This window comes from Stenotrophomonas sp. HMWF003 (assembly GCF_003061285.1).
In the GTDB taxonomy this organism is placed as follows: domain Bacteria; phylum Pseudomonadota; class Gammaproteobacteria; order Xanthomonadales; family Xanthomonadaceae; genus Stenotrophomonas; species Stenotrophomonas maltophilia_AP.
Window position 1 is genome coordinate 1 of record NZ_QAIW01000378.1, and the last position, 7191, is coordinate 7191.

8 protein-coding genes are annotated in these 7191 nt (G+C 68.3%); 6 read left to right on the forward strand and 2 right to left on the reverse strand.

The window, feature by feature from the left end; translation table 11 throughout:
- Positions 1-975 (reverse strand): LysR substrate-binding domain-containing protein (locus tag DBR34_RS16005; protein WP_258224005.1); only part of this gene is annotated, 975 nt, incomplete at its 3' end.
- A gap of 49 nt (positions 976-1024) precedes the next feature.
- On the opposite strand from DBR34_RS16005, the gene DBR34_RS16010 reads away from it, so the two are divergent.
- On the forward strand, positions 1025-1660 hold the full coding sequence (locus DBR34_RS16010; RefSeq protein ID WP_219928314.1) for a glutathione S-transferase family protein: 636 nt from the start codon (positions 1025-1027) through the stop codon (positions 1658-1660).
- Between the two features lie 7 nt (positions 1661-1667).
- Positions 1668-2726 carry an LLM class oxidoreductase gene (locus DBR34_RS16015; RefSeq protein WP_258224006.1) on the forward strand — a complete coding sequence of 353 codons (1059 nt, stop codon included), beginning with the start codon at positions 1668-1670 and terminating at the stop codon, positions 2724-2726.
- A gap of 18 nt (positions 2727-2744) precedes the next feature.
- Here the strand turns inward: DBR34_RS16015 and DBR34_RS16020 are convergent, their stop codons facing one another.
- Positions 2745-3905 carry a serine hydrolase domain-containing protein gene (locus DBR34_RS16020; RefSeq protein ID WP_128097535.1) on the reverse strand — a complete coding sequence of 387 codons (1161 nt, stop codon included), beginning with the start codon at positions 3903-3905 and terminating at the stop codon, positions 2745-2747.
- A gap of 266 nt (positions 3906-4171) precedes the next feature.
- On the opposite strand from DBR34_RS16020, the gene DBR34_RS16025 reads away from it, so the two are divergent.
- From DBR34_RS16025 to aroG, 4 genes are all read left to right on the forward strand, one after another.
- Positions 4172-4666 (forward strand): MarR family transcriptional regulator, encoded by a 495-nt coding sequence (locus DBR34_RS16025; RefSeq protein ID WP_128097536.1) that lies wholly within the window; start codon positions 4172-4174, stop codon positions 4664-4666.
- The gene (locus DBR34_RS16030; RefSeq protein WP_128097537.1) at positions 4663-5403 is read left to right on the forward strand and encodes a DNA alkylation repair protein; all 741 of its coding nucleotides are present in this window, start codon (positions 4663-4665) and stop codon (positions 5401-5403) included. The genes DBR34_RS16025 and DBR34_RS16030 overlap by 4 nt, the downstream gene beginning before the upstream one ends.
- Positions 5404-5416: 13 nt before the next feature.
- Positions 5417-5764 carry a DUF6616 family protein gene (locus DBR34_RS16035; RefSeq protein WP_128097538.1) on the forward strand — a complete coding sequence of 116 codons (348 nt, stop codon included), beginning with the start codon at positions 5417-5419 and terminating at the stop codon, positions 5762-5764.
- A 265-nt stretch (positions 5765-6029) separates the two neighbouring features.
- Complete coding sequence (gene aroG / locus DBR34_RS16040) at positions 6030-7103, forward strand: 3-deoxy-7-phosphoheptulonate synthase AroG (protein ID WP_128097539.1); 1074 nt, start codon at positions 6030-6032, stop codon at positions 7101-7103.
- Positions 7104-7191: the final 88 nt, after the last annotated feature.

Here is a 7191-nt window from a genome sequence, read left to right on the forward strand (position 1 = left end):
AAACGACGCGATGGCCGGGTTCTCCTCGGCGCCGGGCAGGGTGACGGCGTAGTACGCAAACCGCGTCGGCCATGGCTGATCCAGTACCACCGCCAGCCGTCCGCTGGCTACTTCGGCTTCCACATACAGGTCACGCACCAGCGCGATGCCCTGGCCGGCTTCTGCAGCGCGGATCAGCAACACATCATCATCGAACGCCGGGCCACGTGAGATGCGCGGATCGGGCGGCAGGCCGAGCGCGCCGAACCACAGCGACCAGTCGCTGCGGTCGGAATCCTGCAGCAGCGGGTACTGCAGGCAGTCCACCGCCGAGTGGATGGGTGGGCCGTCGGCGAGCAGCGCCGGGCAGGCCACCGGCAACAGCACCGGCGCCGCCAGCGGGCGTGAGATCAGGCCGGGATACTCACCCAGACCGTGGCGGATCGCGATGTCGATGCGGTCGCGCCGCAGATCCACCAGCGTCGATGAGGCCTCGACGCGCACTTCGATCGCCGGGTGACGCTCGGTGAACCGCCCCAGCCGCGGCACCAGCCATGACGCGGCAAAGCTGGGCACGGTGCTGATCGTCAACGTCTGCCGCGCGTGGATCGCCTCCAGCGTGGCCATGCTGTCCTGGATCTGGTCGAACGCGCGCAGCAGGGCAGGGTGCACCTGTGCGCCGGCCGGGGTGAGGGCCACGCCATGGGGTGTGCGGGTGAACAGCACCACGCCGGTGCGCGCCTGCAGCAGCTTGAGCTGCTGGCTGATCGCGCCCGGGGTGACCCCCATGACCGCGGCCGCCGCCTTGAGGCTGCCATGCCGTCCGGTTTCGACGAAGGCGCGCAGCGCGAGCAGGGGAAGTACAGCGCCCATGACCTTAGATTTTCTCTCTTGGTAGCGAAGCACAAATCGTTCTACACAGCCCAAGCGCCTGCGTAGCATCGTGATCATGTTGAATCTGACGTGTTTAGTCCAGCTGCACTGGCTGAGCTTCATGCCGCACCCCCTTCGCTCTCGTCATTCACCGCCCGCCAAGGAGACCGATGTGTCCCCAGCTTCGCTGCACCTGTACACCGACAGTTCGCCCAACGGTTTCAAGATCACCATCGCGCTGGAGGAGCTCGGCATCCCGTATGTGCTGCACCACGTGCGCATCGACGCCGGTGAGCACCGCCATCCGGATTTCCTGCGGTTGCATCCGCACGGCCGCATTCCGGTACTGGTCGACGAGGCCACGGGTATCACGGTGTTCGAATCGGCCGCCATCCTGCTTTACCTGGCGGAGCAGAGCGGACGCCTGTTGCCCCACGCGCCACGCGCGCGCTGGGAAGCGGTCAACTGGCTGATGTTCCATGCCGCCAGCGTTGGCCCGATTCTCGGCCAGCGCGTGCATGTCGAGATGTTCGCCGACGCGCCCTACGCGCCTGCGATAGAGCGCTATCGGCGCTTGAGCGGGGAGTTCTTCGCCACGCTGGACCAGCGCCTCACCGACCGCCCATGGCTTGCTGGCGAGGAGTACTCGATTGCCGACATCGCCGGCTACGGCTGGAGCCACATCGCACGGCTCATCGGCTTCGATTTCAGCGCGTACCCGCACTTGAGTGCATGGCACCTGCGCATGTCACAGCGGCCTGCAGTGCAGCGCGGCGTGCAGCTCCCCGAACCGGCCACTGGCCCCTGATCCAGGCATGACCACGATGACGTTGTTGACCGATATCACCGAGATGCAGGCCCCGCTGACCGGTGCTTCAGCCCCCGCGTTCGCCCATCACCCCGGCTACCAGCGCATGTTCCGCGAAGGCGCGCTCACCCTGGGCGTGTTCCTGCCGCTGCGCTTCTACCAGGGCGACATGCGGATACTGGCCGGCCAGGCCGACCTGGTGAGCCAGCTCGACCGCGACGGCTTCGCCGCTGCCTGGGTGCGCGACGTACCGCTGTTCGATCCGTTGTTCGGCGACGCCGGACAGGTGTTCGACCCCTTCACCTACCTGGCCTACCTGGCCGCGCGCACCGACCGGCTGGCGCTGGCCACCGGCAGTGCGATCTTCTCGTTGCGGCACCCGATCGACCTGGCCAAAGCGGCCGCCAGCATCGACCAGCTCTCCGGCGGCCGCCTGGTGCTGGGCATCGCCTCGGGCGACCGGCCGGTGGAGTTCCCGGCGTATGGCCTGGACCACGCCGCGCGCGGTGAGCGCTTCGCCGCATCGGTGGCGTACATGCGCCAGCTGATGCAGGCCGGACCGCTGCAGATCAGCTCGCCACTGGGTGACGTGCAGGGCGTGGAACTGCTGCCCAAGCCGGTGGCCGGTGCGATCCCGCTGCTGGTCACCGGCACCTCGCGGCAGACGCTGGACTGGGTGGGGCAGCATGCCGACGGCTGGCTGACCTATCCCGAGGCCACCCATGATGCGGCCGGGCCGCGGCGCCTGGCCGACAAGATCCAGGCCTGGCGCCGTCTCATCCCCGACGGTGGTTTTCGCCCGCACGTCACCAACGAGTGGTTGGACCTGGTCGACGATCCCAACCACCCGCGTACGCCGATCAACGGCGGCTACATGTTGAAGACCGGCCGCAACGGGCTGATCGATCTGCTTGGGCAGTGGCAGCAGGCCGGGGTCAACCACGCCGCGCTGGGCATCCAGTTTTCGCAACGGCCGGCCGCCGAGGTGCTGCAGGAACTGGCCGAGTACGTGCTGCCGCTGTTTCCGTCGCATGCGGGGCCACTGCCGGCACAGGTGCGCTGGTGAGCCGCTACGTTGCCTGCGTCACTCCACGAACGCCTTGCCCCCGTACTCCCACGTCCACGGCACGCCGGTGTCACCCAGAACGAACCGCACCAGCGCCGGGAACGCCGCTTCGGCGCGCACGTCGTTGCCCAGCACCACCACGCAGCGTTGGCGCCGTGCCACGCAGACCAGCGTGTTGCCCACCGCATCGTCGTGGCCGCCCTTGTAGAACCCGCGTCCCTGCGGCCCCTGGAGCACCACCACGCCCAGCCCGGCGGCGAGGTCGCGGCGCCGTTGCGCGGGCGCCAGCTCGTCCTGCAGGGTCGGGAACTGGCTGGCCGTGGTGATCGGCCACTGCGCGCGGACCAGCTCGGCACGCCCCGTTGCCGACAGTCCCTCGCCGCGCATGTAGCCGGCTGCGAAACGGGCCATGTCGGCGATGGTGGTATCCATCGAGCCCGCTGCACGCACCCGGCTGCGTTCGTCGTGTGGTTCGGTGCGGCCGTCCTGGGTCCAGCCGTCGGCCAGGTTGCCGGCGAAGTCAGCGCGCCAGGTCATGCTGGTGCGGGTCATGCCGAAGCGGTCGAACACCCGCCGTTGCATCTCCGCGCCCACCGCCAGGCCCAACCCGCGCTCCAGTACGAACTGCAGCAGGATCAGACCTTCGCCGGAGTAGGCATAGCGCGTGCCTGGATCGAAGTGCAGGCGCAGTTTTCCCTCCGGCTCCAGGAACGCGAAATTGGCAAACCCGCTGCGATGGCTGAGCAGCATCCGCGCGGTCAGGCGCCGCCAGCGCGGGTCGTCCTTCAGGTCGGGCCAGGGCGCGTACTGCTTCTCTGCCGGGTAGTCCGGCAAGGGGCGCGCCAGGTACTCGCCGATCGGCCGGTCCAGGTCCAGCACCCCCTCGTCCACCAGCTGCATCACCATGTAGGCGAAGGCCATCTTGGTCAGCGACGCGCCGTACATCACCGTGTCGGTCGTCAACGGGTCGCCGGCGGCGTTGCGTTTGCCGGCCGCGTGCACCTGCACAACCTTCCCCTGGTCGATCACCGCCAGCGCCACGCCCTGCGCATGGGTCGCGGCCATCATCCGCGCCATCTCGGCGTCGACCGCGGCAGCGTCTGGAACGGGTGCGGAAGGCGCGGCGAGCGCCAGGGGTGCAGGCAACAGCAACACGAGCATCAGGGCGAACGGGCGCATGGCACGGCACTCCTCCAGGACTCGGCCCGCATCCTACCGCGGCGGGTCGCCACGAACAGCGCCGAAGGTCACCGTGACCTCCTGCGTGGTTGGCAAGGCCCTGCCGATGTCAGCCGCTCAGGCCGGAGGACGCGCTGCGCGCCGCCGCTCGCGCCAGGCGAGGTCGATCTTCGCCTGTCACACGCCTTGGGTAAAGTACGGCGGAGCTTCCAGACAGGGAGCAACAGCGATATAGTTAGCCGCCGTATTACTCGTGTCGTCCCCGCATGCTGGAAACAAAACACCAGGCGTTTCTGACCGAGCTGGAGCGCCGTGGCCAGCCCGACGCCGGTGAGCTGGCGCTGTGTTTCCAGCTGCTGTCGCTGGCCCGCGCGATCGACCAGGACTGCGCCAGCCGCCTGGCGCCGCAGGGGCTCAGCGAAGGGCGCTTCGTGCTGCTGTTCCTGCTGCGTGGGGCCGACACCGCGTTGTCGCCGCACCAGCTGGCCGAGCGCGCCGGGGTTACCCGCGCCACCGTGACCGGCCTGCTGGACGGGCTGGAGCGCGAACAGCTGGTAAGCCGCCACAGTGATCCCGACGACAGGCGGCGCATCCACGTGCGCCTGACCGCTGCGGGCCAGTCCATGGCAGCACGCCTGTTCGATCAGCAGTCGCAGTGGATCGCCTCGCTGTTCGCCGATATCAGCGTCAGGGAGCGTCGACAGCTGGGCACGCTGTTGCACCGCGTGTGGTCGCGCACCGACGCGGGGCGCCTGGCATGAAGCAGCCGGTCACCCGCGAGCGCCGCGGCCAGCTGGATCGGGGCGAGGCCGAAGCCGCCCATCTGGCCGAAGTGCTGGCCGTCGATTTTGCCCGGCTGATGGCCCACGTCGCGCCGTCCTTGCCTGCCTCGGCACTCGCACCGATGCGCAACGCGGCCAAGCTGGGCATCACCCTGCGCATGCAGGGCGCGGCCACGCTGCTGCGCGCGCATGGCCATGGCGATCACGGCGCCTGGTCACGGCACGCCAGCGACACCGTGCGCGGCTGGGCCTGCTACCTGATCGGCAGCGACCCGGCGCTGACGCTGGAACGCAAGTTGGACGCCCTGCGCGGGTTGGCCGATGACGCCCACTTCGGCGTGCGCGAATGGGCCTGGCTGGCCGTGCGCCCGCATATCGCGGCCGAGCCGTTGCGGGTCCTCGCGCACCTGCAGGCCTGGGCCCACGACGCGTCGCCGAACGTGCGTCGCTTCGCCTGCGAGGCACTGCGCCCGCGCGGCGTATGGGCCGCGCATATCGCGCTGTTCAAGCAGGAACCCCACCATGCACAGAACCTGCTGGACGCGCTGTGCTGCGATGAAGCGCGCTACGTCCAGGATTCGGTCGGAAACTGGTTGAACGATGCCGGCAAGAGCCAGCCCGACTGGGTCCGCGCGCTGTGCAGCGAATGGCAGCAGCGCCATGCCGATGATCCGGCCAACAGCTACATCCGCAAGCGCGCCCTGCGCTCGCTCTGACCCAAGGAATGCCATGTCGTACATGCTGATCGAGCTCTACACCGCCACTCCCGCCTGGACCGCGCTGGACGCATTGTCGCGCGCGGCGCTCTTCGCCCGCATCGGGGCGGGCATGCAGCATGTCGATCCGGCGCGGATCAAGCCACTGGCCATGGGCCCGCTGGATCCGGACGTGCCGCGCAGCAGCGCAGAGCAGTTCTATGCCGTGTGGCAATGCAGCGACCGCACGGACGCCGACGCGCTGCTGGCTGCCATTGAGGCAACCGGCTGGCACACCTATTTCACCACCACCCACATCGCGGGCGCGTCGGGTGGGCTGCAGCAGCATCTGGCCGAACTGGCGGCGCTGCCGAAGGCATGAGGCCCGCCCGCGGTGGCTGAACACCGGCGCCGCAGTTGCGAATGAAACATTTTGCGCCGCACAAAAGCTGTGCTATCAATACTCCCCAATGAACGCACGCCCCGCCAATGCCTACTTTTGGTATTACTTTCCGAAGCCACCGGCGGAGGAAGGCATGCGCTCACCCTGAAGAAACCTTCAGACGCATTCCCGAAAGCCGCCAGCGCACCTGGCGGCTTTTTTGTTGCCGCCGCGCTGGGGACCCCCACTTCCAAGGAGTTTCCCCATGCCCCCGCACACCGATGACCTGCGTATCCGCAAGATCGAATCGTTGACCCCGCCGGCCCAGCTGCTGGCGATGCTGCCCTGTGACGACGAAGCCTCCGATACGGTCAGCGCCTCGCGCGCGGCCCTGCACGAGATCCTGCACGGCCGCGACGACCGCCTCGCTGTAGTGATCGGCCCGTGTTCGATCCATGACCCGGTGGCCGCCATCGAGTACGCCCAGCGCCTCAAGCCGCTGCGCGATGCCTACGCCGATGAGCTGGAAATCGTCATGCGCGTGTACTTCGAGAAGCCGCGCACCACGGTGGGCTGGAAGGGCCTGATCAACGATCCGGACCTGGACGGCAGCTTCAACATCAACAAGGGCCTGCGCGTCGCGCGCGGCCTGCTGCGCGACATCAACAAGCTCGGCCTGCCGGCCGGCGTGGAATTCCTCGACGTGATCTCGCCGCAGTACATCGCCGACCTGGTGGCCTGGGGCGCGATCGGCGCACGCACCACCGAGAGCCAGGTGCACCGCGAGCTCGCCTCGGGCCTGTCGTGCCCGGTGGGCTTCAAGAACGGCACCGACGGCAACATCAAGATCGCCGCCGATGCGATTGGCGCGGCCTCCAACCCGCATCACTTCCTCTCGGTGACCAAGGAAGGCGGCACCGCGATCGTGGCCACCGCCGGGAATCCGGATTGTCACGTCATCCTGCGCGGCGGCAAGACGCCGAACTACGATGCCGACCACGTGGAAGCGACCAGCCAGACGCTGGCCAAGTCGCACCTGGCCGCGCGCATCATGATCGATGCCAGCCACGCCAACAGCAGCAAGAATCCGGAAAACCAGCCCAAGGTCATCGCCGACATCAACGCGCAGCTGGCCAACGGCGAAGAGCGCATCGTCGGCGTCATGGTCGAGAGCCATCTGGTGGCCGGCCGCCAGGACCTCGTCGAGGGCCAGCCGCTGACCTACGGCCAGAGCATCACCGACGGCTGCATCGGCTGGGACAGCTCGCTGGCCGTGCTGGAGAGTCTGGCCCAGGCGGTGCGGGCACGGCGCGCGGCGCGGATCAGCGAGGCGGCGTGAGTGGCGGGTGCGCTCGGCAGTGTGCCGGGCGCATTGGTCAAGGACGTGTCGGGTACAGATGCTTGAACTGAGCCAAACAGTTGAAAGT

Coding starts and splice junctions, on each gene's coding strand:
- DBR34_RS16015 (WP_258224006.1), top strand. CDS start 1,668: ATGACCACGATGACGTTGTTGACCGATATCACCGAGATGCAGGCCCCG.
- DBR34_RS16020 (WP_128097535.1), bottom strand. CDS start 3,905: ATGCGCCCGTTCGCCCTGATGCTCGTGTTGCTGTTGCCTGCACCCCTG.
- DBR34_RS16025 (WP_128097536.1), top strand. CDS start 4,172: ATGCTGGAAACAAAACACCAGGCGTTTCTGACCGAGCTGGAGCGCCGT.
- DBR34_RS16030 (WP_128097537.1), top strand. CDS start 4,663: ATGAAGCAGCCGGTCACCCGCGAGCGCCGCGGCCAGCTGGATCGGGGC.
- DBR34_RS16035 (WP_128097538.1), top strand. CDS start 5,417: ATGTCGTACATGCTGATCGAGCTCTACACCGCCACTCCCGCCTGGACC.
- aroG (WP_128097539.1), top strand. CDS start 6,030: ATGCCCCCGCACACCGATGACCTGCGTATCCGCAAGATCGAATCGTTG.